Source organism: Actinomyces glycerinitolerans, assembly GCF_900098745.1.
In the GTDB taxonomy this organism is placed as follows: Bacteria; Actinomycetota; Actinomycetes; order Actinomycetales; family Actinomycetaceae; genus Actinomyces; species Actinomyces glycerinitolerans.
In genome coordinates this window covers 203,604-229,488 of record NZ_FQTT01000014.1, presented here as the reverse complement: position 1 = coordinate 229,488, position 25,885 = coordinate 203,604, and the positions used below count along the sequence as shown (strand labels likewise).

General features: G+C 69.4%; 25 protein-coding genes and 1 riboswitch. Of the genes, 4 read left to right on the top strand and 21 right to left on the bottom strand.

All coding sequences use genetic code 11. The annotated features are described in order from the left end of the window. Positions 1-40 precede the first annotated feature (40 nt). Entirely contained in the window at positions 41-508 is a 468-nt protein-coding gene (locus ACGLYG10_RS13775) for a MarR family winged helix-turn-helix transcriptional regulator (RefSeq protein WP_073333182.1), read from the top strand. Between the two features lie 231 nt (positions 509-739). On the opposite strand, the gene ACGLYG10_RS13770 is transcribed toward ACGLYG10_RS13775, so the two are convergent. Then, positions 740-1,819 (bottom strand): inositol-3-phosphate synthase, encoded by a 1,080-nt coding sequence (locus ACGLYG10_RS13770; protein ID WP_073333179.1) that lies wholly within the window; start codon positions 1,817-1,819, stop codon positions 740-742. A gap of 262 nt (positions 1,820-2,081) precedes the next feature. On the opposite strand from ACGLYG10_RS13770, the gene ACGLYG10_RS13765 reads away from it, so the two are divergent. Then, on the top strand, positions 2,082-2,693 hold the full coding sequence (locus ACGLYG10_RS13765) for a TetR/AcrR family transcriptional regulator (protein WP_073333177.1): 612 nt from the start codon (positions 2,082-2,084) through the stop codon (positions 2,691-2,693). Then, positions 2,690-3,049, top strand: a complete 360-nt coding sequence (locus tag ACGLYG10_RS13760; RefSeq protein ID WP_073333174.1) for a DoxX family protein — start codon at positions 2,690-2,692, stop codon at positions 3,047-3,049. Before ACGLYG10_RS13765 ends, ACGLYG10_RS13760 begins: the two co-directional genes overlap by 4 nt. 297 nt (positions 3,050-3,346) lie before the next feature. On the opposite strand, the gene ACGLYG10_RS13755 is transcribed toward ACGLYG10_RS13760, so the two are convergent. From ACGLYG10_RS13755 to ACGLYG10_RS13675, 17 genes are all read right to left on the bottom strand, one after another. Further along, complete coding sequence (locus ACGLYG10_RS13755; RefSeq protein ID WP_073333171.1) at positions 3,347-4,201, bottom strand: amino acid ABC transporter permease; 855 nt, start codon at positions 4,199-4,201, stop codon at positions 3,347-3,349. Beyond that, entirely contained in the window at positions 4,198-4,851 is a 654-nt protein-coding gene (locus tag ACGLYG10_RS13750; protein WP_073333169.1) for an amino acid ABC transporter permease, read from the bottom strand. Before ACGLYG10_RS13750 ends, ACGLYG10_RS13755 begins: the two co-directional genes overlap by 4 nt. A gap of 105 nt (positions 4,852-4,956) precedes the next feature. After that, a complete protein-coding gene (locus ACGLYG10_RS13745) occupies positions 4,957-5,949 on the bottom strand; it encodes a glutamate ABC transporter substrate-binding protein (RefSeq protein WP_073333167.1) in 993 nt (330 codons plus the stop codon). 58 nt (positions 5,950-6,007) lie between these two features. Beyond that, the gene (locus ACGLYG10_RS13740; RefSeq protein WP_073333165.1) at positions 6,008-6,775 is read right to left on the bottom strand and encodes an amino acid ABC transporter ATP-binding protein; all 768 of its coding nucleotides are present in this window, start codon (positions 6,773-6,775) and stop codon (positions 6,008-6,010) included. Between the two features lie 268 nt (positions 6,776-7,043). Next, on the bottom strand, positions 7,044-7,955 hold the full coding sequence (locus tag ACGLYG10_RS13735) for a TrmH family RNA methyltransferase (RefSeq protein WP_244542688.1): 912 nt from the start codon (positions 7,953-7,955) through the stop codon (positions 7,044-7,046). A gap of 140 nt (positions 7,956-8,095) precedes the next feature. After that, positions 8,096-8,476 carry a 50S ribosomal protein L20 gene (rplT, locus tag ACGLYG10_RS13730; RefSeq protein ID WP_073333160.1) on the bottom strand — a complete coding sequence of 127 codons (381 nt, stop codon included), beginning with the start codon at positions 8,474-8,476 and terminating at the stop codon, positions 8,096-8,098. 30 nt (positions 8,477-8,506) lie between these two features. Further along, complete coding sequence (rpmI, locus tag ACGLYG10_RS13725; protein WP_073333157.1) at positions 8,507-8,701, bottom strand: 50S ribosomal protein L35; 195 nt, start codon at positions 8,699-8,701, stop codon at positions 8,507-8,509. Positions 8,702-8,818: 117 nt separating this feature from the next. Next, entirely contained in the window at positions 8,819-9,451 is a 633-nt protein-coding gene (gene infC, locus ACGLYG10_RS13720; RefSeq protein WP_258522127.1) for a translation initiation factor IF-3, read from the bottom strand. 326 nt (positions 9,452-9,777) lie between these two features. Then, a complete protein-coding gene (locus tag ACGLYG10_RS13715) occupies positions 9,778-10,545 on the bottom strand; it encodes an SseB family protein (protein WP_073333293.1) in 768 nt (255 codons plus the stop codon). A gap of 71 nt (positions 10,546-10,616) precedes the next feature. Next, positions 10,617-11,357, bottom strand: a complete 741-nt coding sequence (gene priA, locus ACGLYG10_RS13710) for a bifunctional 1-(5-phosphoribosyl)-5-((5-phosphoribosylamino)methylideneamino)imidazole-4-carboxamide isomerase/phosphoribosylanthranilate isomerase PriA (protein ID WP_073333152.1) — start codon at positions 11,355-11,357, stop codon at positions 10,617-10,619. Positions 11,358-11,396: 39 nt separating this feature from the next. Then, complete coding sequence (gene hisH / locus ACGLYG10_RS13705; RefSeq protein WP_432416232.1) at positions 11,397-12,098, bottom strand: imidazole glycerol phosphate synthase subunit HisH; 702 nt, start codon at positions 12,096-12,098, stop codon at positions 11,397-11,399. A gap of 1 nt (position 12,099) precedes the next feature. Further along, positions 12,100-12,834, bottom strand: a complete 735-nt coding sequence (locus tag ACGLYG10_RS13700) for a hypothetical protein (RefSeq protein ID WP_073333149.1) — start codon at positions 12,832-12,834, stop codon at positions 12,100-12,102. Further along, positions 12,834-13,433 (bottom strand): imidazoleglycerol-phosphate dehydratase HisB, encoded by a 600-nt coding sequence (hisB, locus tag ACGLYG10_RS13695; RefSeq protein WP_073333146.1) that lies wholly within the window; start codon positions 13,431-13,433, stop codon positions 12,834-12,836. The genes ACGLYG10_RS13700 and hisB overlap by 1 nt, the downstream gene beginning before the upstream one ends. After that, positions 13,430-14,635: a histidinol-phosphate transaminase gene (locus ACGLYG10_RS13690; RefSeq protein WP_073333144.1), complete on the bottom strand. Its 1,206-nt coding sequence runs from the start codon at positions 14,633-14,635 to the stop codon at positions 13,430-13,432. The genes hisB and ACGLYG10_RS13690 overlap by 4 nt, the downstream gene beginning before the upstream one ends. 42 nt (positions 14,636-14,677) lie before the next feature. Further along, positions 14,678-16,345 (bottom strand): cation:proton antiporter, encoded by a 1,668-nt coding sequence (locus tag ACGLYG10_RS13685; RefSeq protein WP_073333141.1) that lies wholly within the window; start codon positions 16,343-16,345, stop codon positions 14,678-14,680. Positions 16,346-16,380: 35 nt separating this feature from the next. Beyond that, complete coding sequence (locus ACGLYG10_RS13680; RefSeq protein ID WP_073333138.1) at positions 16,381-17,577, bottom strand: cobalamin-independent methionine synthase II family protein; 1,197 nt, start codon at positions 17,575-17,577, stop codon at positions 16,381-16,383. Between the two features lie 8 nt (positions 17,578-17,585). Next, a riboswitch (SAM riboswitch) is annotated at positions 17,586-17,688 on the bottom strand. 47 nt (positions 17,689-17,735) lie between these two features. Further along, entirely contained in the window at positions 17,736-18,491 is a 756-nt protein-coding gene (locus tag ACGLYG10_RS13675) for a MarR family winged helix-turn-helix transcriptional regulator (protein ID WP_073333136.1), read from the bottom strand. Between the two features lie 224 nt (positions 18,492-18,715). Here ACGLYG10_RS13675 and ACGLYG10_RS13670 point away from each other — a divergent pair, with 224 nt between their 5' ends. Then, positions 18,716-21,019 carry a RecQ family ATP-dependent DNA helicase gene (locus ACGLYG10_RS13670; protein WP_073333133.1) on the top strand — a complete coding sequence of 768 codons (2,304 nt, stop codon included), beginning with the start codon at positions 18,716-18,718 and terminating at the stop codon, positions 21,017-21,019. 64 nt (positions 21,020-21,083) lie between these two features. On the opposite strand, the gene ACGLYG10_RS13665 is transcribed toward ACGLYG10_RS13670, so the two are convergent. The 3 genes from ACGLYG10_RS13665 to wecB are packed head-to-tail and all read right to left on the bottom strand — an operon-like array spanning position 21,084 to position 25,871. Beyond that, entirely contained in the window at positions 21,084-22,736 is a 1,653-nt protein-coding gene (locus ACGLYG10_RS13665) for a hypothetical protein (protein WP_073333131.1), read from the bottom strand. Positions 22,737-22,748: 12 nt separating this feature from the next. Then, positions 22,749-24,659 (bottom strand): DUF2334 domain-containing protein, encoded by a 1,911-nt coding sequence (locus ACGLYG10_RS13660; protein WP_348520453.1) that lies wholly within the window; start codon positions 24,657-24,659, stop codon positions 22,749-22,751. Continuing rightward, entirely contained in the window at positions 24,660-25,871 is a 1,212-nt protein-coding gene (wecB, locus tag ACGLYG10_RS13655) for a non-hydrolyzing UDP-N-acetylglucosamine 2-epimerase (protein WP_234415871.1), read from the bottom strand. Positions 25,872-25,885 lie beyond the last annotated feature (14 nt).

Below are 25,885 nucleotides of genomic sequence, written 5' to 3'. Positions count from 1 at the left end.
CGTTCAATATTGAATGATTCAATAGAGTACCATCATAACCATGAAGACAACAGGGGCCGGCAGCGCAGAGGATGGCGGCGAGGCGATCCTGTCCGCCGCATGTTTTCGGCTGGGCATGCTCGGCGCACAGATCACCCGGGATTTCTCCGAAAGGATCGCGCCGTCCGGGTTGTCCCACAAACAAGTGGGCCTGCTGGCCGTCATAGACGCCGGGCTGGCGACCTCGCAGCGTCAGATCGCGACCCAGCTGCACGTGGCACCGAGCCTGGTGGTCACGCTGGTGGACCAACTCGTGGACCTCGGAGCCGTGAGCAAGACCCGCAGCCGCAGCGATCGCCGGACTCACAAGATCGAAATCACCCCCGAGGGGCGGCGGCTGCTCGCCAGTGCTGCTGTGGCGGCCGAAGCGCTGGACTCCGGCATCCGCAGCTCCCTCTCCCCCGCCGGACGGACCGCCTTGAGAACGCTGTTGATGGAGCTCGATACACACCAGAACCGGGATCAGTAGCACGCCCCCAGATGATTGATTCCCAGGGCACCGCCGGGCTTCGCCTTGAAGTGCCCACCCACTTGGAACGCCTTGTACGCGCTCTCAGACGGCCCAAGTAGAAGAACGCGGTCCAACTGGACAAACGCGGTCAGCACGACGACCGGCTTGACTCACAAGTACGCAGGTCGGCCCGCAGCAGCCATGAGTTGCTGCGGGCCGACCTGCGTGTGTGCATGGCGGAACGAGCGATCAGCGCTCGACCTCACCCCGGATGAAGGCTTCGGTAGAGTCCATGGCCTCCTCGTCGGGACGCTGCTCCGGCGGAGACTTCATGAAGAAGGATGCCGGAGACAGCAGCGGACCGCCGATGCCGCGATCCAGGCCGATCTTGGCGGCCCGGATGGCGTCGATGACCACGCCGGCGGAGTTCGGGGAGTCCCAGACCTCGAGCTTGTACTCAAGGCTGACGGGGGCGCCGCCGAAGTTGCGCCCCTCCAGGCGCACGAAGGCGAACTTGCGGTCGTCCAGCCAGCCGACGTAATCGGAGGGGCCGACGTGAATGTCCTTCTCGGCGAATTGCGTGGAGACGTTGGAGGTGACCGCCTGGGTCTTGGAGATCTTCTTCGACATCAGCCGCTCGCGCTCCAACATGTTCTTGAAGTCCATGTTGCCGCCGACGTTGAGCTGGTAGGTGCGGTCGATGGTGATGCCGCGCTCCTCGAACAGACGCGCCAGCACCCGGTGGGTGATGGTGGCGCCGATCTGAGACTTGATGTCGTCGCCGATGATCGGCAGGCCGGCGTCGGTGAACTTCTGTGCCCAGGCCGGATCGGAGGCGATGAATACCGGCAGGCAGTTGACGAAGGCGCAGCCGGCGTCAATGGCGCACTGGGCGTAGTAGCGGTCGGCCTCCTCCGAGCCGACGGGCAGGTAAGAGACCACAACGTCGACCTGGGCGTCCTTGAGCGCCTGGACCACGTCGACCGGAGGCTCACTGGACTCCTGAACGGTCTCGCGGTAGTACTTGCCGAAGCCGTCGAGGGTGACGCCGCGCTGCACCCTTACGCCGGTGGGGGCGACGTCGGCGATCTTGATGGTGTTGTTCTCGGAGGCGTTGATGGCGTCGGCCAGGTCAAGTCCGACCTTGGCGGCGTCGATGTCGAAGGCGGCCACGAACTCGATGTCCGAGACGTGGTAGTCGCCGAGTTGGACGTGCATCAGGCCGCCGACCTTGTCGGTCGGCTCGGCGTCGGCGTAGTGGGCAACGCCCTGCACCAGCGACGACGCGCAGTTGCCCACGCCGACGATGGCGACACGAATCTTGCTCATCTGTTCTCCTAATCGGCCAACCCATGACCGTTCGAGGATCTGACGGCTGAGATAGTAATGATCCGCCTCGATTGGGGCATGTCACGCCCGTGAATAGCGGCAGTCGGTGGTGTGCGCCTACGCACCGGCGTCTAGCACCTCGGCGCCCCCAACTCATCGTTGGTGTTGGTATTGCACTCAAGCCGGACGCGGGCTACTCTTACTGAACACGCTCAACGAACCCGTTCAATGAACAGATTCACGGCAATCCGGAGGAGAGTTCGTGCCCACGCGCATTGAAGCCCGTGCCGCCACCAGAGCCAAGGTCCTAGCAAGTTCCCGAAGACTGTTCGAGGAGAGAGGCTTCCGTGCGACGACCATCAAAGACATCGCGGCAGACGCTGCTGTCAGCGTGGGCACCGTCATGCACGTCGGAGACAAGAGTGGCTTGCTGGTTGCATGCTTCGACGAACACATAGAAGCCCTGCACACCACCTCCCCGCGAACCAGTCACGCGCCAGTACAGTCCGAAGGTGTTAACGGCGGCTCGGAGGCGATCCTCGATATCCTCTTTCCCTTCATCGAGCTGTTCGCCAGTAGCCCAGACCTCGCGCGGTCCTACGGAGCGGTGCTCATCTCCGGCGCTCACAGTTCGAGAGTCTTCAGCGAACTGCGGGAGAAGTTGATCAACGAACTCCAAGACGTCTTTGCCGCGGCTACCGGCTGCTCGATGACGGCCGCCAAACAGCGTGCCACAACTGCGTATCTTGCCTACCTGGGCGCGCTTCTCGAATGGGCATCCCTGCCAGGAACCGGGATAGACGCACTCTGTAGCCGAGTGCGCGACGCGATCCGCCCGCTCCTGACAGCCTCCAACGAGGAGCACAACCAATGACGCTGCTCCCTCACTTTCCGTGGCTGGTGGTCCTCCTCGCAGTTGTACTGCTGGGTGACGCCACCTTGTCGCTGCGACCTCCTTCCTTCATCCGTAACTGCCTCACCGGAGTCGGATTTCCGCGGCAGTGGTGGTGGACTCTTATAGTCATCAAGGTCTTGGCGGCCGCAGGCCTCCTGGTCGGGCTGAGAGTGCCCGGAGTCGCGCTCGCCGCCTGCACGGGCGTGATCTGCTACTTCCTATGCGCCGTCGTCGCCCACATCAGGGCAGGGTTCATGGGCCGCGAACTGTGGATCAACTGCCTGGGCATGCTCGCCCTGGCTGCTGTAACCGCCATCGCGTCATTCGTCGGCTAGCCCCTCCCGGTCATCACCGCATCAGTCGCGGAGTCGCGTCTGCGCGCCCCATACTCATCTGCCCGTCGCCCTGACCGTCGCGCTGGCGGGCTACTGGAGGCGGCGCGCATAGTCCAGAGGCATACCGCTACCGGTACCACACCGCTTTCCTGTCACCAGATGCACCACTTTCCCGGTCGGCTCCACATAAGCATCAGGCTCCTCCTCCGACATCCAGGGGTACACGCGCCTGTCCTAACTACTCGACCATCAAAAGTGGTGCATCCAGTGACACCAACGGCTCTCGAATAGGCCGTCTCAGCGGGTGCGCGCCTCCACGCGCCTGGCCAGCACACCCAGCGCCCAGTTGATGAGTACGTAGATCACCGCGATGATCACGTAGGCGGGCAGATAAACGTCCAGGTGCGCGGTGACGCGTGCCGAAGAGGTGAGCAGGCGCCCGGCGTACATCAGCTCCGTGTACGCGACCACATAACCCAGTGATGAGTCCTTCAGAATCGTCACCAGCTGGGTGATCAACGTCGGCAGCATTAGCCGCAGTGCCTGCGGTGCCAGCACCAGCCGCATGGTCTGGCCTGCGTTGAGTCCCAGCGCCTGGGAGGCCTCACTCTGACCGTGTTCCAGTGCGAGCACCCCGGAGCGGAAGACCTCCGCCGTCGTCGCCGAGGAGCACATGACGATGGGCACGGTCAGCATCCAGAAGGGAGACAGGGTAAGCCCCCAGCGCGGCACCGCCAGCAGGAAGAAGTAGATCAACAGCAGCATGGGTATGGCGCGCATGGTGTCGATCCAGCCACCGACGACGGTACGTACCGCCGTCGAACGGCTCATGCGTGCCCAGCCCAACAAGATGCCCAGCGGGAAGGACAGGGCCGCACCCACGGCGGTGACCAGCAGGGTGTCGGCCAGGGCGCGCCCGAGGTAGCCGACCACTGACTGCCCCAGGAAGTAGCGCCACTTCGGATAGGCGAGCTGGCCCGCCTGGCCGAGCTGCACCAGCGCACCAGCAATAAGCGCCAAGACAATCAGGGTCACCAGCACCGATCCGATGAGGATGCGGCGTCGTCCCCTGGGGCCCGGGGCGTCGAAGAGCAGATCGGCGTCAGCGGCGCCGGATGTGCGGGCGGGGGTGGGCGTGGTCAGGGCACTCATGCGTGGGCCTCCCGTCCGGTAATACGGCGCTCGAGCAGGCCGCCGAGTTTGGTGGCCAGGAAGGCAATGGCCAGGTAGGTCAGTCCGGAGGTGAGGAAGGTGATCACCGCCTGCGCGTAGCGCAGGTTCAGCTGCTGGGTGACGTTGGTCAACTCGGGCACGCCGATCGCGGCGGCCAGGGAGGAGCCGATCAGGCAGGAGATGAAGATGTTGACCAGTGGCTGAATGGTGCGGGCCAGAGCCTGGGGCAGCACCACCGCGCCGATGATCAGCCCGAAGGGCATGCCCAGGGCCCGGGCCGCCTCGATCTGACCTTTGGACACGGAGTTGATGCCGGAGCGCACCGTCTCGCACACGAAGCCGGAGGCGGAGAACACGATGGCGGTGACGGCGGCGGCGAACAGGGACAGGGGCACGCCGGCCCGCGGCGCGGCGAAGGCGGCCAGGATCATCAGGCACAGGGTGGGGATGTTGCAGGCCACCGTCACCCAGGCGGCGCCGAGCGCGCGCAGCGGCGGGATCGGGCTGACCCGGAAGATCGCGATCACCGTGCCGACGACGAGCGCGCACGCGTAGCCGATGAAGGCGATTGTCAGGGTCGTGACCAACCCCTGGCCGAGCATGCCGAGGTTATCGGTGATGACGTTCATGGGCGCCTCCTCCGGAGCGTTGGGGCGGCCGCCTCGGAAGGCGGGCCGCCCCAGCCACAGTGCTTTGCGAGCGGATTGATGTTGGCCCGAGCCGTCCGACCGAGGTCAGTCGGTGGCCGCCGCGGTTGCGGCGTCCGTCTCGGAGCCGGGGACGGAGCCGATGGCGGGCGGCTCGGGTGCCTCGCCACCAATGATGGTGCCGATCGTGGCCTCCCAGATGGCGTTCCAGGTGCCGTCGTCGTAGATGGTCTGCAGGAAGGTGTTGACGAACTCCTGGGCGTCGGAGTCCTTGGGCAGGCCGATGCCGTAGGGGTCCTCGGTGAAGGGGTCGCCGACGATCTTGACGGCGTCGTTGGACTGCACCTCGCTGAGCTCAAGGGACTGGTCGACGACGTAGGCGTCCACCTGGCCGGCCTCGAGCGCGGCGACGCAGCTGGCGTGGTCGGTGAACTGCACCTGCTCGGCGTCGGGCGCGGCCTCGTCCAGGGCGGGCCCGGAGGAGGAGTTGGATTGGACTGCGACCTTCACACCGGCCAGGTCGTCGACGCCGTTGATGTCAGAGTCGTCGGCACGCACGAGGACGGACTGACCGGAGGAGTAGTAGGGGCCGGCGAAGGAGATCTTCTCGGCGCGCTCGGAGGTAATCGTGTAGGTGGCGAAGACGGCGTCGACCTGGCCGTTCTCGATCATGGTCTCGCGTGTGTCGGAGGTCACCTGGGTCACCTCCAGCAGGGAGCGTGCGTCATCCCCGCCGATGATGTAGCGCGCCAGGAGCTGCGCGAGGCCGGCGTCGAAGCCGGTGATCTCGCCGGTAGCGGGGTCCTCCAGGGAGAACACCTCGGAGGTCTTGGTGCCGCCGGTGACGAACTTACCGGCCTCGCGAACGGCCGACGCCCAGGTGGAGGCGGCAACGACGTCGTCGGAGGCGACGGGACCGGAGTTGATGACGGTGTCGTAGTCCACGCCGGACGAGGCGGAGGCGTCGACCGCCTGGCCGTCGGCGCCGGTATCGGCGCAGGCCGCCAGCGCGGCGGCGATCGAGGCGGCGCCGGCGGTGGTCAGCAGGGTACGGCGAGACAGGCCGGTAAGAACAGACATGGGGGGTTCCTTTCGACTGTGGCTGAAGGAGCAGCTATAGCGGTTGTTAATGCCCAGCTCAGTGGCTGAGTACCTTGGACAGGAAGTCACGGGCGCGCTCGGTGCGCGGGGCGGCGAAGAACTCGGCGGGTGCACCCAGTTCAACGATCTGACCGCCGTCCATGAAGGCGACGCGGTCGGCGACGGAGCGGGCGAAGCCCATCTCGTGGGTGACCACGAGCATGGTCATGCCCTCGGCGGCCAGGTCCTTGATGACGTCGAGGACCTCGTTGATCATCTCCGGGTCCAGGGCGGAGGTGGGCTCGTCGAAGAGCATGATCTTGGGGTCCATCGCCAGGGCGCGGGCGATCGCCACCCGCTGCTGCTGTCCCCCGGACAGCTGCGGCGGGCGCTTGCCGGCCTGGTCGGCAAGCCCCACACGCTCGAGCAGCTGGAGGGCGCGGTCCTCGGCGTCGGCCTTGGGCACCTTGCGCACGCGGGTGGGCGCGAGGGTGATGTTGTCCAGCACCGTGCGGTGCGGGAACAGGTTGAAGGACTGGAAGACCATGCCCACCTCGGCGCGCAGGCGGGCCAGTTCACGCCCCTCCTCGGGCAGGAGTTCGCCGTCGATCTCAATGGTGCCGGACTGGATCGTCTCGAGCCGGTTGATGGTGCGGCACAGAGTGGATTTGCCGGAGCCGGAGGCGCCGATGACGGCGACCACCTCACCGCGGTGAATGTCCAGCGAGACGTCGTCGAGCGCCTTGAAGTCGCCGTAGTACTTGCTGACGTGACTGATGCGCACGAGCGGGCGCTCAGGGATGGAAGGGTTGGCGGGAGCAGGCATAGGAGCCTCTTCTCGTATTAAAGGGTTAAAGGGCGAATGGGACTGGAGCTGCCTCAGCGACAGCTACAGCAACACATTCGCATGACCACTGTTTCCCTCCGGTTCGGATTCGCGGCGACCGACCGCAATCCGGGTGGACCGCACGGTGCTCGCCGGACGCACAGTAGCACTCGAGACCTGGGAACAGGTGCGCGGGTATTCAGCATTCGGACGTGCTGGGAGCAGCATCACAGCACCGTCTCGATGGTTGAGACGCGGCTCGACGCGCTTAACCGAGATGCTGCGCCCGGGCACTGGCGTACAGGCAGATGGCGGCGGCGGAGGCGACGTTCAGGGACTCGGCCCGACCGTAGATGGGGATCGAGACCACCGTATCCGCCGCGTCCAGGGCCGCGGGGGCAAGCCCGTGGGCCTCGTTGCCCAGCAGCCAGGCCGACGGCGCCGCCAACTCCGCCTCGGCGTCAAATAGACTCACGGTGCCGTGCCCGTCGGCGGCCAGCAGCCTCAGCCCCGCCGCCCGCAATGCCCGCACAGCGTCCGACAGTTCGACGCCGGCCAGCACCGGTAGGTGGAACAGGGAGCCGGCCGTGGCGCGCACGACCTTTGGGTTCGTCGGATCCACGCCGCCCTTGACGAGCACGACAGCGTCGGCGCCCGCGGCGTCGGCGGCGCGGATGATGGTGCCCGCATTGCCGGGATCCTGCGCCTCAGTGAGCACCGCCACCAGGCGCGCCCCGGACAGGGCCGCCGCCAGGGTGGAATCGGAGGAGAGCCCCGCCTCGCTCCCGACGGTGTCGGCCTCCGTGCCGGCAGAAGCCGCCCCGGTTCCTCCCCCGCCGGTCCCCGTCTCCGGTGGCGCCGCCACCGCCCCAGTATCGACGACGGCGAGTACGCCCTGGGCGTCCGCGCTCATGGCGCGCATGACCTCGGGGGTCACCAGGTGGGTGTACAGCCCGGCGGAAGCGGCGGCGTCGGCAATATCGGCGTGAGCCCGAGCCGCCTCCTCGGTGAAGTAGACGTCCAGCACGTGCCCGGCGGCGTAGTTGACGGCCTCGCGCACGCCCTGCGGACCCTCCACCACGAAGCGCCGGTACTTGCTGCGGGCGGCGCGGCGGACCAGTCCGGCCACGCGGGTAATGCGGGTGGCCGTGGGATTGTTCAGGATCGCGCTCGTGCTCATGAGCGGCAGGTTACCGGGAAAAACGAGGCGGCCCCTCCCCCGTGCCCCGCCGGTTGGTGGAGCCATGGGTGAGGAGCCGTCTCAAGTGTTGCGGCCGCGCGCGGCGGCCGGATGCGCCGACGGTGTCGGGCGCCGATGGCTCAGGCCTTGGGGGCGTTGACGTCCGCGGGCAGCGCCTTGCGGGCGGTCTCGACCAGCGCCTTGAAGGCGGCGGGCTCGTTGACGGCCAGTTCGGCGAGCATGCGGCGGTCGACCTCCACGCCGGCCAGGCCGAGGCCCTGGATGAACCGGTTGTAGGTCATGCCCTCGGCGCGAGCGGCGGCATTGATGCGCTGAATCCACAGGCGACGGAAGTCGCCCTTGCGCGCGCGGCGGTCGCGGAAGGCGTATACGCCGGAGTGGGTGACCTGCTCCTTGGCCTTGCGGTACAGGCGGGAGCGCTGACCGCGGTAGCCGGAGGCCCGGTCGAGGACGGTACGACGCTTCTTCTGGGCGTTAACAGCCCGCTTCACACGTGCCATGTGATGACTCCTTTAAGTGTTATGGGCCGGTCAGCGACCGAGCAGCCTCTTGACCTGGCGGGCGTCGGCCGGGGATACGGCCTGGTCCTTGGACAGCCTGCGCTTGCGGCGGGAGGACTTGACCTCCAGCAGGTGGCGCTTACCGGCCTGCTCGCGCATGAGCTTGCCGCTGCCGGTGACCCGGAAGCGCTTCTTGGCACCGGAGTGCGTCTTGTTCTTCGGCATGTTTATTTCCTCATTCTCGGTCCCCGGCGCCGCTTGGGTCGGGGGCTGCTGACCTCGTCGGGTGACGGGGCTGGGTCGTGACTTACCCGCCGGCGGCGGGCTGGTGCTGGGGCGCTGTTACTCGCCCCCGCTCGCCGCCTCGGCGGCCTTCGCCTCCGCCTTGGCCTCGCGGGCCGCCTTGGCGGCCTGCTTCTCGGCCCGGCGGCTGGCGCGTGCCGCCTCGCGGCGACGGCGCTGGTCGGACTTGACCTCCGCCTTCTTGCGGGTGGGAGCCAGGACCATGACCATGTTGCGGCCGTCCTGACGGGGGTGGGACTCGATGGTGCCCAGCTCGGAGACCTCCTCGGCTACGCGCTGGAGCAGCCGAATGCCCAGCTCCGGGCGGGACTGCTCGCGTCCGCGGAAGCGGACGATGCACTTGACCTTGTCCCCGCCCTTGAGGAAGCGCTCGACGTGCCCCATCTTGGTGGCGTAGTCGTGCTCGTCGATCTTGGGGCGGAACTGGATCTCCTTGAGCTGGGTGTTGGCCTGGTTGCGCCGGGCGTCGCGTGCCTTCATGGCCGACTCGTACTTGAACTTGCCGTAGTCCATGAGCCGGCACACCGGGGGGCGTGCGTCGGGAGCGACCTCTACGAGGTCGAGACCTGCCTCTTCGGCCAGGCGGAGAGCGTCCTCCACCCGGACAATGCCGACCTGCTCACCGCTGGGGCCGACAAGTCGCACCTCGGGGACGCGGATCCGTTCGTTGATACGGGGCTCGCTGATGACTGTTCCTCACTCTTGGAAGTGGTGACCGCCGCAACGAAGAAGGCCTTCGCCGCATACGCGCGCGAAGGCCGTTCATGTGCTCGTCGGAGCACGGCCGCAGAGCCCAAGAGGGCGGCGACCGCGAGGATCGCTCCTCGCATGACCCGGCTCCCTTCGGGAACCCAGGTGGGATTTCTCCGCTTGCGTGCCGGAGACGGAGCCTCCGGCCGGTCGGTGCCCGATATTAGCAGGCCCGGCCCGCTGTGGGCGCGCCGGGCGGCGGAGTGCGAACGTGAGTCTGCCCATACGCCCCGCACGCCGGGGCCCCGTCAAGCGGGGACGGGGCACAACTCCACGGTGTCGATGAGTTCACCCCAGGCCGGGTTGACCATCACGTACTGGCACTGCTCCAGGGTGGCGGCCACGGCGGGCGTGCCGGCGGAGGCGTCCACGCGGATGAACACGCGCAGTTCGGCGTCCTCGCCGGGAGCGAAGGCAACCCCGGTCACCCCATCGATGGCGCCCAACTGAGCGGCCACCTCGGCCTGCACCGGCTGGTTGCGCCACGACGGGATCCAGTCCTCTCCCCCGGCCAGGGCGACTACGGCGGGCCGGGGCAGGCGCAGGTCGCGCGTGCCCGGGTCCAGTACCCACAACTGGTCGGTTAGCAGGCAGGCGACCTCTGCGGCGCGACGCGGGGTCACGGGCACGGGACGCACATCTTCACGCCAGGCCGCGGCGGCCGCCGCGGACGTGAACACCGGTAGGGCGCGGTGCCCGTCGGGCAGCTGGACGGCCAGGTCCGCGGCGTCCTCGGCGGGGTCGGCGGTGTGGGGCTCGTGCACGGGGACGGCCGGCGCGTTTCGCCCCAGGTGGATGCGCGTGGGCCCGCCGACGGCGTGGGCGGCGACCGGCACGATCAGCCGACTGGCGGCCAGCGCGGCAAGCAGCCGGTCCAGGTACTCGTGGCGGGGCAGTCCCTGTGCTTCCAGGGCGGCGGTCACGGCGGGGTCGGCGGCGCCGTCGTCGGTGGCGAAGGGGGTCGGGGCGGCCAGCAGCTGCTCCAGCCGGTTGCGGGCGGCCAGGGCGGCCGCCAGTTGCAGGTCCGGATTCAGTTCCGAGCCGTTGCCTTCGGTGGGCACGTCGGGGATGTCGGGGGAATCGGGCATCAGTGCGCCTCCTGGTCCCCTTCGCCGCGGCAGACGGCCAGTGCGTCTTGGAGGGTGAAGTTGCCGTTGTAAAGCGCCTTGCCGACGATGGCACCCTCCAGGCCGTAGCTCTCCAGGCGGGCCAGCGCGCGCAGGTCGTCCAGGTGGGCGATGCCACCGGAGGCGACCACGGGGGCCGCGGTGCGCTCACAGACCTGGCGCAGCAGGTCGATGTTAGGCCCCATGAGGGTGCCGTCCTTGGTGACGTCGGTGACCACGTAGCGGGCGCAGCCGGCGGCGTCCAGACGGGCCAGGGTCTCCCACAGGTCCCCACCCTCCTGGGTCCAGCCGCGGGCGGCCAGGGTGGTGCCGCGCACGTCCAGGCCCACCGCGATCTTGTCCCCGTGCTCGGCGATGACCCGTTCGGTCCACTCGGGGTCCTCCAGGGCGGCCGTACCCAGGTTCACTCGTGCGGCCCCGGCGGCCAGGGCCCGGTCCAGCGACGCGTCGTCGCGGATGCCGCCGGACAGCTCGACCTTGACATCCACCTCGCCGACGATCCGGGCGAGCAGGGGGGCATTGGTGCCGCGTCCGAAGGCCGCGTCCAGGTCCACCAGGTGAATCCACTGCGCGCCGGCCGCCACCCAGTCACGGGCGGCGTCGACGGGGTTGCCGTAGTCGGTCTCGCTGCCGGCCTCGCCGCGCAGCAGCCGGACGGCCTTGCCGTAGGCGACGTCGACGGCCGGAAGAAGGGTGAGCATGGGTGGTCTCCTTGGGGGGCGGGGTTGGCGAGTGAGCGTTCAGAGGGTGGTCAGCCAGTTGCGCAGCAACTGCGCCCCGGCGTCCCCGGACTTCTCGGGGTGGAACTGCGTGGCACTGAGCGCCCCGTTCTCGACGGCGGCTACGAAGTCCTCGCCGTGGGTGGCCCAGGTGGCACGGGGCGGGGAGGTGTGACCGGGTCCGAGCAGCGTGGCCGGGTCCGTCTTGGCGGCGTAGGAGTGCACGAAGTAGAAGCGTTCAGACCCGGAGGCGTCGAACAACCCGTCGAACAGGACCGTGCCGGCGGGTGGGCGCACCTGGCTCCATCCCATGTGGGGGACGATGTCCGCCTGCAGGCGGGAAACGGTGCCGGGCCACTGCGCCAGTCCAGGGACTGCTTCGGAGCCCGCGGCGTGCTCGGTGGAGGCCTCGAACATGACCTGCATGCCCACGCAGATGCCCAGCACGGGTCGTCCGCCGGCCAGCCGCCGGTCAATCAGCCGGGGGGTATCGACGGCGCGCAACTGCTCCATGACGGCGGCGAAGGCGCCGACGCCGGGCACGACGAGCCCGTCGGCGTTGGCCACCGCGTCCGGATCCGCGGTCAGCTCGGTGGTGGCGCCCACGCGCTCCAGGGCGCGCACGGCCGAGCGCACGTTTCCGCTTCCGTAGGACAGGACGACGACGTGTGGTTGCCTCACGGGGCCCACACTACCTACACCCGTGGGGGCCGCGGCCTCCATGTCAGTTCCCGGACGGGTCACCCCGGCCCTGGTCGCCTCCGCGCGGACGCATCCCGCGGCCCAGCCAGCGCATCATGCGGCCGGGCTTGACCTCGCTGGTTTTGAGGGCGCCCGGTGCCTCCTCCGCGCGGAGGGCGCCGAGCAGAATGTCCTCAAGGGTCTGGTCGGCGGAGGCCAGCAGCAGCCCAGCACTGGTCTCCTCCCCCGCCTGGCCGTGCTGGTATCGGCGGGCCGTGATGGTGCCCGACAGTCCCGCCTCGGTACCGACGTCGGTGGCCAGGTCGGCGGTCATGAGCACCACGCCGACACGGCTCAGGCGTGACAGCGCGGCGGCAAGCTCGGCGGCTTCGGCGGGCTCGGTCTCGGCGCCGCCCAGCAGCTCGGTGATGTCCCACTCCGCGTGCGCAGAGACGAATTCCTTGACGGCGATGGCGCCTGAGGAGGAGGGCACCACCGTGCAGTCCAGGCCGCCGGCGGCGCACAGTGCGGCCAGGGCCTCCGCGCTGGCCAGGGGCGTGAGTACGACGGCGATCTTGACCGCGTTGGGGCGGTCCGCGTCGGCGGGACCGTAGGTGTTGTGCGGCACGTCGTGGGGCGAAACCGGGCCGGTGTCCTCCGGAGCGTCCGAGAGGTCGGCGGGCAGGTTCAGACCCTCCATCATGGCGGCGAACTCGGCGTCGATATCGGGTTCGTCGTCGCGGCGGCCGGCGGAGTCGTCGGAGTGGTCGTCACGCATCACAAAGCGCCTTTGGTCGAGGGGATGCCGTCCACGCGGGGGTCGGGTTCGACGGCGGTCCGCAGGGCGCGGGCCAGGGCCTTGAACTCGGCCTCGGCGATGTGGTGGGGGTCGCGCCCGGAGATGACGCGCACGTGCAGGCAGATGCCGGCGTGGTAGGCGATCGCCTCCAGGCAGTGGCGGACCATGGAGCCCGTGAAGTGCCCCCCGATCAGGTGGTGCACGAAGGCCTCGGACTCGCCGTCGTGCACCAGGTAGGGGCGGCCGGAGATGTCGACGACGGCCTGGGCCAGGGCCTCGTCCAGGGGCACGAGGGCGTCGCCGAAGCGGCGGATGCCGCGCTTGTCCCCCAGGGCGGTCTTCAGGGCCTCGCCGATACAGATGGCGGTGTCCTCCACGGTGTGGTGCACGTCGATGTCGGTGTCGCCGGAGGCGTGCACCGTCAAGTCGATCAGGGAGTGCTTGCCCAGGGCGGTGAGCATGTGGTCGTAGAAGGGAACGGTGGTGGAGATGTCGGTCCTGCCGGTGCCGTCCAGATTCAGCTCGACCACGACGGAGGACTCGCTGGTGCTGCGTTCAATGCGGGCGGTGCGGTTCATGCGGGATTCTCCTCCAGGTTCTGGCCGTTGCGGTCCGGTTGGTGCGGGCCGTCGCTGGTGACGGCAGTGAGGGCGGTACGGAAGTCGGCCATCTCTGCCGGCGTGCCGACGCAGACCCGAAGGTACCCCTCCGGGCCGACGACCCGGATCAGGACGCCGCGGTCGAGCAGCCCCTGCCACACCGCCCGCCGGTCGGTGAAGGGCCCGAACAGGACGAAGTTGGAATCGGAGTCGTAGGCGGTCCAGCCCTGTGCGCGCAGCCAGCTCACCAGGCGGTCGCGTTCGTCGCGCAGGGAGGCGACCTGACTCATGAGCTCGTCCCGGTGATCCAGAGCAGCGAGGGCGGCGGCCTGAGTGAGCGCGGACAGGTGGTAGGGCAGGCGCACGATGCGCAGCGCGTCCACCAGCTGCTGGCAGGCGGCCAGATATCCCAACCGCAGCCCGGCCATGCCGAAGGCCTTGCTCATGGTGCGAGTGACGGCCAGGTGCGGGTAGCGGGGGGCGCCATCGCCGTCGGTGCGCTCCAGCAGCTCCAGTGCGCTGGGCACACCGGGGCGGCGGAACTCCGCGTAGGCCTCGTCGATCACCACCACGCAGTCGGTGGCGCCGTCGTCGCCTGCCGCCGCGTCGACGGGGCCTTGGCCGCGGGCGGCCTCGAGGATGGCAACCACGTCGTCGAGCGGCAGGGCGGTGCCGGTGGGGTTGTTGGGGCTGGCTAGGATGACCACGGCCGGGTGCTCGCGCGCGATGGCCGCGGCGACGGCGTCGACGTCGACGGTGAAGTCCTCCCGCCGTGGCCCGGTGACGTAGCGGGTGAAGGTGTCGCGGGCGTACTCGGGGTACATGGAGTAGGTGGGGGTGAAGGACAGGCAGGTGCGTCCGGGCCCGCCGAAGGCCTGCAGCACATGTGTCATGACCTCATTGGAGCCGTTGGCGGCCCAGATCTGCTGCCAGTCCAGGCGCACGCCGGACTCGGCGGCCAGGTAGTCGGCCAGGGCGGCGCGCAAATCGGGGAAGTCGCGGTCCGGGTAGCGGTTGAGGCCGGCCGCCGCCCGCCCGGCGGCCGCGGCGATGTCTGCCACCACTGCCGGGCTGGGCGCGTAGGGGTTCTCGTTGACGTTGAGGCGCACCGGCACGTCCAGCTCGGGGGCGCCGTAGGGTTCGCAGCCGTGTAGATCTGGCCGCAGCGGGAGAACGGTCACGGGCCGAGTCTACGCGGAGTCCGCCCGGTCCCGGCACGCGTCTTATTCCGCGGTGGTCAGCAGGATCTCCTTGGCGTCCAAGCGTTCGAGCGCATACTCCAGGCTGCTGGAGGAGAACAGACCCTCATCGCGGGCATCGAGCAGGGCATGGCGCTGCACACGGATGGTCTCGATGGCGAGTTCGCGCGCCTCGGCGGGGGTGAGCGCGTCGGCATGTCGGCTGGTGGCGGCGTCGCCCAGTAACCGGAGCAACCGCTCGCGCTCGGCATCATCGGCGGTGCGAGAGGCCATGCGCGGGCGAACCAGCCGGATGACACCGCCGAGTGTGAGTCCCTGGATGACCAGTGACCCACTGGCGACCAGTAAGGCCACCAGCAGCAGGAACGGCCGGTTGGGTGTGGTTAGGGGAAGGGTCTGGGCGGCGGCCAGGGTTACGGCGCCGCGCATGCCCGCCCACACGATCACCGCCCCCTCACGTGGCCCGAGAGGATCGGCGGTGAAGTAGTCCAGGTCGGCTCCCCGGCGCCGCTGACGCCGTTGGCCGCGCTCCAGCCGGTCGCGCCAACCGGTGACCGCCTGGTGCCACTGCTCCGCGGACAGGCCGTGTTTGGCCAACAGCTCGTCGTCGATGTCACGTGCCTGCTCCAAGCGCGTCTCAAAGCGCTCCAGCCGCTGGCGCTCCTCCTCCAGATGCTGGCGGTGGCGGCGACGCACGCGACGCAGCCAGACCAGCAGCGGCGCCACGAAGGCCACCCGCACCAGGACGGCCAGGGCGCCGGTTCCGGCTGCCAGAAGCACGGCGGCGCGCAGGCCGAAGCCGCCGTCGACCACGTCCTGGACGATCCCGTATGCCTGCAGCCCCATGAACAGGAAGATGCCGCCTTCCAGAATCAGCTCAATGGTGCGCCAGTTCTGCTGGGCGGTCTGCCGGTGGGCGGGTGGCAGCAGTCGCGGCCTGCGGAAGGAGATGACCAGGCCGGCGACGACGGCGGCGACCAGCCCGGAACCGCCCAGATAGTCTGTGGGCAGGGACGCCAGGAAGGGGATGGTGAAGGACACGACCGTGTCCGCCGTCGGGTTGGTGATGCGGGAGCGGACCCGGATGCTGCCCTCCCCCACCGCCCAGCCGATGGCCAGGGCGAGGGCCAGCGAGGTGAGGAAGCCGGAGACGAGCGCGGCCGGCTGCAGGGCGTCGGCGCTGTGAGCAATGCCCGCGGCCGTGGCGGAGGACAGCAGGATCAGGGCGGTGGCGTCGTTGAACAGCCCCTCCCCCTCCAGGATGGTGATGATCCGCTGGGAGACGCCCGAGCCGCGGGCGACGGTGATGGCGACGGCGTCGGTGGGGCTCAGCACCGCCCCCAGGGCGATCGCCCAGGGCAGGGCGATCGTGGGCATTACGGCGTGCACCACCAAGCCGATGATGGTGGCGCTGACGGCGACCAGTCCGACCGCGAGCGCCGCGACGGCGCGCAGTTCGCGCCGGAAGTCCATCACGGGCATGGACACCGCGGTGGAGAACAGCAGCGGCGGCAGCACCACTTCGAGGACGATGTCGGGATCCAGCTCGATCGCCGAGACGAACGGCAGGAAACCGACACCCGCCCCCAGGGCTAGCAGCAGTAGCGGGGAGGCTACGCCGACCCTGGGGGCGAGTTGGTTGCCGGCGGCGATGACGAGCAGGCCCGCGACCGCGATGACGAGTATCTCCACGGCCGCACCCTAGAGCGCAGCGGCTGGGAGGGCGCTCACAGACGCGCGGAGGCCAGCCGGGCGCCCTCGGTCAGGGAGGCGAGCTTGGACCAGGCGATGTGAGCATGCACGCGTCCGCCCAGGCCGCAGTCGGTGGAGGCGACCACGCGCTCGGGTCCGACCAGCCGAGCGAAGCGCTCGATGCGGTCGGCCACCAATTCGGGGTGCTCCAGCACGTTGGTGGCGTGGGAGACGACGCCCGGGATCAGGTACTTGCCGTCGGGCAGGGAGGTGTCCTGCCAGATCTTCCACTCGTGCTCGTGGCGGACGTTCGCAGCCTCGAAGCTCAATCCGTTGGCGTTCACGGACAGCGCCAGGTCCACGATCTTGTCGAAGCCGAGGTCGGTGGAGTGCGGCCCGTGCCAGGAGCCCCAGCACACGTGGTAGCGCACCTGGGCGGGGTCGATGCCCTCCAGGGCGTGGTTGAGGGCCTCGATGCGCACGGCGGAGAAGCGGCGGTAGTCCTCCAGGGGCGGTTCGGTGATGAACTGGTCCCAGGACTCGGCCAGGTCGGGGGCGTCGATCTGGACCGTGAGTCCGGCGTCGGTGATCGCCCGGTACTCCTCGCGCAGGGCGTCCGCCCAGGCCCAGACGGCGGCCTCGTCGTCCTCGTAGTAGTAGTTGCCCACGCGAGCCGCCGACGCCGGGCTGATGGAGGCAACGAAGCCCTCGCTCAGCGGCTTGCCGGCCCTCTCAAGCCCGTGCTTGAGTGCGGCGATGTCGCGGGCGACGATGTCCTGACCGGTGTAGCGGATCTCGCCGGTGACCACCGGGAACACCCAGGGCCTGCGTGTGGCCAGGTGGATGCCGGAGGTGGGGTCGGCGTAGGCGTCGGCGTAGGCGACCCAGTCGCGGCGGTCGGTCATGGCGTCGAGTTCGAGTTTGCCGGCCGGCGTGGGCTTGCGCTCGGGCAGCTGGTCGAGTAGCTCCAGGCCGCTGAAGCGGGTGAAGGAGTATGACCACCAGGCGCCGTAGTCGACCTTCTCGGTCATGGCGTGCCCGTATTCGCCGTCGTTGACGATCGTCAGGCCGATCTCGGCCTGCCGGGCGACGACGGCGTCGGTCTGCTCGGCGACGACCGCCGCGAGTCCGGCGTCGTCGAGCGTGCCGGCCGCGTGCGCGGCATTCGCCTCCAGCAGTGCCTCGGTGCGGGGCAGGGAGCCGACATGGGTGGTGCGGATTTGCTTGGCCATTTCAGGTCCTTCCATCGGTCCTGGCGGGAGCACCGCACCGCCGGACGCATGCCGACGGCGTGGTTGCTGCGGCGTCGACGAGCCAGGTCTCTCAGCCGCTCTGGATGGTGTGTGCACACCCTATCAAGACTTCTCGCCCTGTCGGCTCCGTCGGCGTGTCAGTGCCGTCCACGGCCCTGCCGGTGCGAGCGCGCGCCGGTCTGCCCGCCGTGTGCTTCCCGCCCGTGTGTGCGCATGGAGCGCCGGAACCGGCGCTCTTCCGATTCGGTGAGTTCCTCGGCCGACGGGCGCGCTGGAGCGCCGTGATGCCCGCCATGGCCCCGGTGCCCGCCGCGCCGGCCGCGGCCCGGCTCTTCGAACGGGGCCGGCCCGAAGCCCGGGCCGAAGCCCTGCTCGCGCATGCGCATCATCTTCTCGAAGCGCTCTTCCCCCAGACGCTTGCGGGCGCCGCGCATCCAGTCCTCGGCGTCTTCATCGGCGTCGACCCCGAGCTTGGTCTCCAGCGCGGCGATGAGCTTGTCGAGTGTCGCGGTGAAGGCGACGGCCTCCTCATCATCCAGACTGGCGAGAATGTCCTCCTCGTCGCGGGAGCCGATCTCCGCGTCGCGGCCGGCGTCCGTGAGTCGAACCAGCATGATGCGGCGGTCCTCCTCGCTGGGTACGCGCTCGACGAGGCCGTCGACTTCCAGCTTCTTGAGCAGTTCATTGAGCGACTGCTGGCGCACGCCGAGCAGGAAGGCCAGGTCCTTGGTGGGGATCGGGCTGGACAGGCGCAGGGCCGCGAGGACCCGCCCCTGACCGCGGCTGGTGTCGGCGAAGCGGCCGTGCGCGGCGCGGCGGCTCGCGTGGTCACGCCGGCTCAGCCACTGGAAGCGGCGGAGCCGCTCATGCAGATTGGTGCGGATGTCATCCATGACAATTCCTCCTGTAGTATGGATACCCGATCTGACGGGTACCTGTTGGATTCTGACGAGGATCACGTTACAGGTACCTGTCGAACCCTGCAAGGGATATCCTACAGGAGCCTGTAGGATGTGCGTCACATGCCTCTCTCCGACACTGTCCCGCCTGCAGCAGACAACCTCCCGGCGGTGGCGAGCACGGCCCCGCCGGCGGGCGACGGGTTAGCGTGGGGACCATGATCCGGCCAGTCTCGACCAGAACGCCCGCCGCATCCCCGTCCGCACCCGTCTCCGGAACCACGCCGCTCCGCGAGCGCGCCGAGGCGGTGCTGCGCGACCTGGTCGGCCGGACAGACGCGCACCTGCGCACGGACCAGTGGCGCGCCATTGAGGCACTGGTGGTGCAGCGGCGGCGGGCGCTGGTGGTGCAACGGACCGGCTGGGGTAAGTCCGCCGTCTACTTCGTGGCCACCGTGCTGTTGCGTGAGGGCTGGGCCGACTGGCGCCCGGGCGCTCCCATCCCCTCCGCCGGCGCCCGCACGGGCGCCGGCGCCACGGTGATCGTGTCCCCGCTGCTGGCACTGATGCGCGACCAGGTGGCGGCCGCCCGACGCGCCGGCATCCGGGCCGTGACCATGAACTCGGTCAATGCCCCGCAGTGGCCCGAGATCGAGGCGCAGGTGCGGCGCGGGGAGGTGGACGTACTGCTGGTGTCCCCCGAGCGTCTCAACAACCCGACCTTCCGGGATGGAGTGCTGCCACAGCTGGCGGCCGACGCCGGGCTGGTCGTGATCGACGAGGCGCACTGCATCTCCGACTGGGGACACGACTTCCGCCCTGACTACCGACGTATTCGTACCCTGCTGGCGCAGCTGCCGCCGGGGACGCCGGTACTGGCCACCACCGCGACGGCGAATGCCCGAGTCAGCGCCGACGTCGCCGAGCAGCTCGGCGCACCGGCGGGGGTGGGGAATGCGACCGCCGGTGCGGCAGCCGAGAACGAGGTGCTGGTGCTGCGCGGGACACTCGCCCGCGACTCCCTGCACCTGGGGGTGAGACGCCTGCCGGATGCCGCCAGCCGCCTGGCCTGGTTGACCGACTACCTGCGGGACACACCCGGCTCAGGAATCGTGTACTGCCTGACGGTGTCGGCGGCCGGCGAGGTCGCCACGCAGTTGCAGGAGGCGGGATTGAAGGTCGCCGCCTACACGGGGCGCACGGATTCCGCGGAGCGGGAGCGCTTGGAGGAGGAGCTCAAGGACAACCGGATCAAGGCGCTGGTGGCCACCAGCGCGCTCGGCATGGGCTTCGACAAGCCGGACCTGGCCTTCGTGGTGCATATGGGGGCGCCGAGTTCACCGGTGGCCTACTACCAACAGGTGGGCCGGGCGGGGCGCGGGGTCGAGCGTGCCGAGGTGATCCTGCTGCCGGGGCCCGAGGACCGCGCGATCTGGAATTGGTTCGGCGCACAGGGCTTCCCGCCCGAGGATGCGGTGCGCGAGGTGCTGGCCGCGCTGGAGGAGGCGGGCGGGCCGCTGAGCACCAATGCCCTTGAGGCCGTGGTGCCGCTGCGGCGCGCGCGTCTGGAGTCGATGCTCAAGGTGCTCGACGTCGACGGCGCGGTACGGCGGGTGCGCGGCGGCTGGGAGACCACCGGTGTCGCCTGGCGCTACGACTCGGCGCGCTACGCGCGGGTGGAGGCGGCGCGGGACGCGGAGCAGGAGCTCATGGAGCGCTACGAGGCGCTGGCGGAGCCGGCATGTCGCATGGCCTTCCTGCGCGGTGTGCTCGACGATCCCGAACTCACCGAGGATTGGCGCTGCGGCGCCTGCGACCTGTGCGGCGGGCTGGATCTTCCGCGCGCCCCGGGCGAGCAGGAGGTGGCCGCCGCCCGCCGGGCGCTGGCCCGGGTGGGCGTTGTGCTCGAGCCGCGCAGGCGCTGGCCGAGCGGCATGGATCGGCTGGGCCTGCCCGCGCTCAAGGGCACCATCCCCGACGACGACCGGCCGACGCCGGGGCTCGCCGTCGGCCGCCTGGACGGGCTGGGGGTGTCCGCGTCCCTACGCGAGTTGTTCGAATCGCCCAGCGACGGCGAGGTGCCGCCTGCCCTGCGCACTCCCGCGCTGGAGGTCGCCGATCGGCTCGCCGCCGAGCTGGGACCCCGATCCGCGCAGGGCGACACGGACGCGCCCAGGGGTGAGTTGGCCGTGGTGATTGTCGATTCACGCACGCGCCCACACCTCGTGCGGCACCTGGGGCATGCCGTGGCCCGGCACCTGGGGGCCGTGCCGCTGGGGATCATCGGGGTGCGCGGAGAGCCGGGGCGGCACGACGTCGGGTCCGCCTTCCGGCTGGCCGAGGTCGCCGGGTCCCTGACGCTGGAGAACTGGTCCCCGCGCGCGCTGGCGCGCCTGAAGGGGACCCCCGTCGTGCTGGTGGACGACTGGACCGACTCCGGCTGGACGCTCACCGTCGCTGCCCGGCTGCTGCGCCGGGCGGGCGCCGCCTCGGTCCACCCGCTGGTTCTGGGACAGCGCTGAGTCGGGCCGTCGCCTCGGTGGCCCTATTGGGGGCTAGTGCCCGACCCGGCATCGGCATCCGGAGTCAGTCGGAGGCCTCGATGCGCGCCGCCTCAACCAGGTCCTGCGCCACCGCGCCGGAGCCGTCCTCGCCGTCTTCCTGCCCCGACAGGCCCGGCGCGTCCTGCGTGTCGGGGGCAATCACCCCCTCGTCCTGAAGGTAGTACCACCACAGCGGCGCAGCCCAAGCGCGAGGTTGTCCAAGCGCGGCGGCCGTGAGATGCCGGGCAACCGCTGCCCGGCCGGCCTCGACGTCGTCGGGCGAGCCGAACCACCACGGCCCGTCGTTCAGATCCTCCGCGCCGTATCCGAGCTCGGTCAGCGCCGTGCGCTTGTCGCCCACCACCCGTCCCAGAGCGTCCAGGACGCGCCGGGCGCCGGAACCCAGAGGGTGCCACTGCGGGTAGACGGACAGCCCCACGACGTCGGTCAGCTCCGTCAGTTCCTCCCCCAGGTTGGCCGCGGCCCAGGACATGACCGACTCCGTGGCCGTGCCCTGCCCCAGCTGGTAGTACAGGGTGAGCAGCCGGGGGGCGGAGGCCGTCGCCGGGTCGGCAGCCAGGGCGCGGGCCGCCTGCAGGGTCCGTTCAACGGCATCGGAGCCGGCCCACTCCCCTGCGAGCTCGTTGCCGATCTCCCAGGCGTCGGCGTCGGGGAACGCGGCGATGAGCGCAGCGATCCGCCGCGTCCAGGCGGCCTCGTCAAAGTCGACGAGTGCCTGGGAGTCGCAGATCTGCACCATGACCTGGGCGCCTGCCTCGTGCAGCTCGGTGACGCACCGCCGCCACCCGTCCATCTCATCGACCGCGTCGGTGTCCTCGACGACGATCCGCACCAGCACCGTCCGGCCCGCACCTTCCAGGCGGGACACGGCCTGTGCAGACCGTCCCGATGCAGGAGCAGCCGTAAAAGTCACGCCCAACATCGCGTCTTCGGGCCCCAGCCCGGAGGCGGCCTCGTCCTGAGCGAGTTGTGCCGCGGTTGCCGCCTCCAGGGCGGAGTTGGCACTGATGGCGCGCTCGGCGGGGGCCGCCGCGGCATCGCACTCCTGCAAGGCCCGGGCGGTCCGGGTGCGGAGCACGTCCACCTCCCGCGCCTCACTGCCGGTGGCCCGCATCCGCGTCTGGACATCCTCCTGCGCCTCGTGCAGGCCGCGGGCGGCGAGCTCGGCCAGGGCATAGTGCCCGGGGCCGGGCAGGTCCACCAACAGCGCCGAGTAGCCGTGACTAGTCGGCCAGGACAGATTCAGGCAAGCGGTGCGCCCTGCGGGCAGTTGGACAGCAGCGCTGGCCTCGGCGTGCCTTTGCAGGGGCGCCAGTTCGATGAGTTCAAGCGTTTCGGCGTCGAGCAGGGCGTCGTCGCGAGCGTCCTCGCCGCCCCCGTTGGTCTGCACCTCCAGCACACCGTCGAAGTCCAGCAGCTCGCCGTCGGCCCCGGCGATATCAAGCAACACCAGGCCGCCCGTGCCCCAGGTGGAGCCGGTCGGTGCGGTGGGGTCTCGGGGCGCCGCCAGTTGTCGCACGCGCGCCAGGACCGCCGCAACAATGGTGGCTGCGGCGGCTATGAACAGGCCGATGACGCGGCGCCGGCTCAGCGGTGGCCGCCGCGCCGGCTCCCGGGAACCGTCGGTGTCGCGGTTCCCGGGGCCGTCGCGGACGCCATCATCTCCGGCAGTCATCTGCGGTCCGTGTCATCTCAGTTCGGTGGCGGGTACGAAGGTATAGCCCTCCGCGCGGACGCCCTCGACGATCTCCTGCAAGAGCGAGACGTCGTAGTAGGGGTGGAAGAAGAAGCTGGCTGTGGCGTGGGTGTTCACCAGGTTCGCGTGCGCCGCGGCCACGATGTCCGCGGGCAGGCGCGGCGGGTGCTGGTTGTAGGACTCCAGTTCCACATTGCCCAGGTTCTCCGGCAGCACATGGCTGCCGTAGGGGTCATTGACGGCGTAGGGGAAGAACTGCCCGAAGTAGTCGAAGCTTCCGCCGGTTCCGCCGGTCAGTAGGCCGGCGTGCAGGAGCTCGCGCTCGTAGCGCACCTGATAGACCTGATTAATGCCGTTGTAGGCGGCGGCCGTGGCCGCGTAGTGGGGCGTTTCGAATACCGTCGGCTCGGGCAGACCGACCTGGGTGAAGACGGCTCTGCCCTCCAGCACCCGCTGGGTGGCCCAGGCGGTGCCGGTGCCGGGCAGGTCGCCGCCGATCTGTACCCAGGAGTCGTTGGCGCAGGCAACCGCCGGCGCGGTGTTGTCGTTTGAGTCGGTGCACCAGGAGCGGATGAACTCGAAGTCGTCCGTGCTCACCGCGTTGTACGGGTTGCTCAAGTCGGAGAACTGGTGGCAGGTGCCGTGCTGGATCAAAGTGCCGCCATTGGCGACGGCGTAGGCAAGCACTTCGACCAATTCCGGATTGTCCGCCAGGGTGATGGTTTCGGGGACCGAGTCGTTGTAGACCCCGCCCGGGTCGGTGTACACGGGCACGACGGCGATCTGGAACGGGACCCCCGCCCCGACCAGGTAGTCGACGATGGTGCGCAGCTCAGTGCCCGTCGTGGCGGGGCTGACATCCTCGATGCGTACAGCCGCCTGCCGGATGGTGGCCGCCCCGGGTTGGAGGATGTCGAGCACGATGTCTGCGGCGGCCAGGTAGCGGTCTCGCTCCGAGAGGTAGGACAGGGGGATCTCGCCGATGTAGGTGAGGTTTCCGGACTTCAGTGCCCACGGGAAGGAGCTGCCGGTCGACTGCGCAATGGACGCGCAGTCGGTCGCCGTGCCCGCCGCGTCGGAGCAGTTGGCGGCCCCCAGGACTGTGACCTGCTCCGGGTTGGTGATCCGGGGGGCGAGGATGCCGCCGGTGTTGAGGGCGTTGCGGGCTAGATTCTGCCCGTTGTAGGCGATGCTGGTGACAGTGTCGGTGGAGTCTATGTACGAACTGGCCGCGTCCCAGCCATACCGGGTGGTGAAGGTGGCGCGATCCTGGGTGTCGGCTGCCAGCTGCCAGATGTTGAAGCCGGACCACAGCACGGGCACGTCACCGGTGAGGACGTCCTCGATGAAGGCCCGGGGCAACGGCTCGTCATAAGTGGATCCGGAATAGATGACCGCCGTGAAAGAGCCGGCCAGGCCGGCGACATAGTCGGTCACCGGCATGGCCGTCACCGTGCCCGAGTGAGAGGCCAGCATGCCCATGCCTAAAGCGTAGTACTCGCCCAGGTGCGCGTACTCACCGGTCGAGTCGAACAGCACCAGAGTGCGGGCCGGGCCGGCCTGTTCGGTTGAGAATGTGCGTGCCGACGCCGGCAGGGCGACGTTGGCCGGCAGGTCGCGTATCTCGGCGTCCGCGTCGGCGGCCTTGACCGGCCGGGCTAGCTCCGCCTCGTCGACGACGCCTGCGGCCACCAGCGGCAGAGTCTGGTCGGCGGCCGCCACGGGCTCCGGCGGCGCCTCGACCGCCGCCTCCTGGGTGATGTCGACCGGGATTATGGCAGGTTCGGTCTCGGCCGCTACGGCGGTCACGGCGGGGCCAGTGGTGGCTGGTACCAGCAGGGCTGCCACCAGCATCAGGCCGAGGACGGTGCTGCGGCGCCGATTCAGGAATCTGGGAAGCACTCAGTTCTCCTTGGTGATGGGAATGTTTCTTTCAGGGGTGAAGTCCGACACACGCTCGCCCACACCGGCCAACGCTGCCATGGCGGCGATGACGCGGGCGCACGCCCGCCCATCGCCGTACGGGTTGGCGGCATTCGCCATGCGCGCGTGAGCATCGGCGTCGTCCAGCAGGGTGCCGACCGCTTCGACAATCGTCTCCTCGTCGGTGCCGACGAGTCGGGCCACCCCGAAGCTGACGGCCTCCGGGCGCTCGGTGTTCTCCCGCATGACTAGGACCGGCTTGGACAGGGCCGGCGCCTCCTCCTGCACACCACCGGAATCGGTGAGCACCAGGTGGGCACGGTTCATGAGAGTGCAGAACTGCCCATATTCAAGCGGCTCGGTGACGACCACATTGTCCAATCCCTCGATATGCGGCAGGATTGCCGCCCGCACCTTGGGGTTGCGGTGGGCGGGCAGCACGATGAGGTCGTCGGGGTGCGCGCGTGCCACGCGGGCGACCGCGCGACCTATTGCCTGCATCGGCGACCCCCATGACTCACGGCGGTGCGCGGTCACCAGCACCACTCGTCGACTGGTATCGGCCGTGGCATCAGCCAGGGCGGGATCAGTGAACGGCACCGGCCTGGCCACGGCGTCCAGTAATGCATCAATGACGGTGTTGCCGGTGACTACGACGTCTGCGGGATCGGTGTTCTCCCGCAGCAGGTTTTCGCGGGCAAGCGCGGTAGGGCACAGGTGCAGGGAGGCAACCCGTGTCAGCAGCCGCCGGTTGGCCTCCTCGGGGTATGGGGAGGCGATGGATCCGGTGCGCAGCCCGGCCTCCACATGCGCCACCGGCACCTGGTGGTAGAACCCCGCCAAGCCGGCGGCGAATGCGGAGGTGGTGTCTCCCTGGACCGCCAACAGATCGGGGCTGAGCTGCTCAATGGCGCGCTCCACCCCCTCCAGTGTCCCCACGGTTACCTGCGTCAGGCTCTGGCCGGGGCGGTGGATGTCGAGATCCACGTTCGGGATGATGCCGAAGAAGTCATTGACCTGATCGAGCATTTCGCGATGCTGGCCGGTGACGACGACTACCGGCTCGAAACGCTCGTCGTGCTGCAGGGCGCGCACCAGTGGGGCCATCTTGATGGCCTCGGGCCGGGTTCCGTACACCAGCATCACGCGTGGGCGGGCACCCGCCGCAGTGGTGGCCAAGGTGTTTTGCATGTGTCTCCTCAGGG